The organism is Lentzea kentuckyensis, assembly GCF_002150765.1.
GTDB classification, from domain to species: domain Bacteria; phylum Actinomycetota; class Actinomycetes; order Mycobacteriales; family Pseudonocardiaceae; genus Lentzea; species Lentzea kentuckyensis.
Genome location: NZ_MUYM01000228.1, coordinates 1 through 1,525 on the forward strand (window position 1 = coordinate 1; position 1,525 = coordinate 1,525).

The following is a 1,525-nucleotide window of genomic DNA, read 5'->3' on the forward strand; positions in this document are numbered from 1 at the left end:
AGCACCTGCGCAAGATCGGCGGCGCCGTCGAGGAGTGAGGCCATGATCGCGGACCGGTATGTGGGCCGGGACCCCGTGTCGAAAAGTTTCTGACCGGTTCGACGGGTCCGTGCAAGGCAGCCGCTGAGAGGAAGAACGATGGACTGGACTCTGGAAGTCGTCGTGGTGCCGGTGTCGGACCTGGACCGCGCGAAGACCTTCTACTCCGAGCAACTCGGCTTCAACGTCGACCACGACACGACGTTCAACGAGGACACCCGGGTTCTGCAGCTCACGCCACCCGGCTCCGGCTGCTCGATCGTGCTGGGCAAGGGCATCGTCAAGGGCGAGCCCGGCTCGTTGAAGGGCATCCAGCTCGTCGTGGCGGACCTGGAGAAGGCCCGCGCGCAACTGATAGAGCGCGGCGTCGAGGTCGGCGAGATCGTGCGCATGAACGAACAGGACGGCGGGTCGTTCATCTTCTTCGACGACCCGGACGGCAACAGCTGGGCCGTGCAGGAGATCAAGGCCCGCGCTACCGGTGGGGAGTGGAAGTGAAGTACATGCTGGTCAGCTACGGCGGCAGCCAGGAGGACTGGGAGGGCCTCGCGGCGTGGTCGGACGAGGACATGCACCGCATGATCGCCTACATGCGGAACCTGAACGACGAGCTGCAGGCGTCCGGTGAACTGCTGCAGTCCGAGGGGTTGAGCGGACCGGCGCGGGCGTTCGTGGTGCGCGGGTCCGACGACGGGCCGGTCGTGGTGGACGGGCCGTTCGCGGAGTCCAAGGAGGTCATCGCCGGGTACTGGGTGGTGGACGTGGACTCGCGGGAGCGGCTGCTGGAGGTCGCCCGCAAGTGCTCGGCGTGTCCTGGGCCGGGCGGGAAGATCCTGAACCAGCCGATCGAGGTGCACCCGATCATGGGGGCGCCCGACGTAGACCCGGAAACGCTGGCGCCGTACGAGAAGTAGCGGTGAGGGGCCGGGCGGACCCGGCCCCTCACGCCGTCACTTCAGGTCGTACGCGCGGATGATGGTCTGCTGGACCTCACCGCCCGCGTCCGCCGCCCGAGCCTTGAACGACACGTTCTTGGCGCCGTGCGGGTGCCACAACGTGACCTGCCAACCGCCGCGGGTCTTCCGCAGCGGCATCGGCTTCCACGTCTTGCCCTCGTCGTAGGACACCTGCACCGCCGGGTCCTTGATGTCGGTGACAGCGCCCGTTCCGTTGCGCTCCACCGTGATCGGCACGGTGACGACACGGCCGGCGCGGTTGTGCTCGTCGAGCTTCGGCGCGAACCGGACCGCCAGCAGCGGCACCGGCTGGTACTGCTCGCCCGCGACGTGTTCGGACGTGAACTGCCAGTCGGCGGTGATCTGCGACGACAGCCCGTCGCGGGTCGCCTCGACGTGCGCCTGGTAGCGCTTCTTCTCCGCCGGCGCGTTCGGGATGTAGGCGTAGCCCGGGTAGGCCTGGTCGGAGATCACCTTGCCGTCGAGGGTCACGACGGTGCGTCCGGTACCCCCGGCGCTGCCGCCGGCCA

At 68.3% G+C, this 1,525-nt stretch carries 2 protein-coding genes and 1 pseudogene; 2 read left to right on the forward strand and 1 reads right to left on the reverse strand.

Translation table 11 applies throughout. From position 1 onward, the window contains the following. The first annotated feature begins 138 nt into the window (after positions 1–138). Together B0F77_RS46185 and B0F77_RS46190 are read left to right on the forward strand one after the other, a co-directional pair. Positions 139–537 carry a VOC family protein gene (locus B0F77_RS46185; protein ID WP_086669349.1) on the forward strand — a complete coding sequence of 133 codons (399 nt, stop codon included), beginning with the start codon at positions 139–141 and terminating at the stop codon, positions 535–537. 5 nt (positions 538–542) lie between these two features. Next, positions 543–953 (forward strand): YciI family protein, encoded by a 411-nt coding sequence (locus tag B0F77_RS46190; RefSeq protein ID WP_245849555.1) that lies wholly within the window; start codon positions 543–545, stop codon positions 951–953. 36 nt (positions 954–989) lie between these two features. Here B0F77_RS46190 and B0F77_RS46195 read toward each other — a convergent pair. After that, positions 990–1,525 (reverse strand): annotated as a pseudogene (locus B0F77_RS46195) (S8 family serine peptidase); the annotation flags it as partial.

Excerpts from the sequence above, each read along its gene's own strand:
- B0F77_RS46190 (WP_245849555.1), top strand. The coding sequence starts at position 543 with ATGCTGGTCAGCTACGGCGGCAGCCAGGAGGACTGGGAGGGCCTCGCG.
- B0F77_RS46185 (WP_086669349.1), top strand. The coding sequence starts at position 139 with ATGGACTGGACTCTGGAAGTCGTCGTGGTGCCGGTGTCGGACCTGGAC.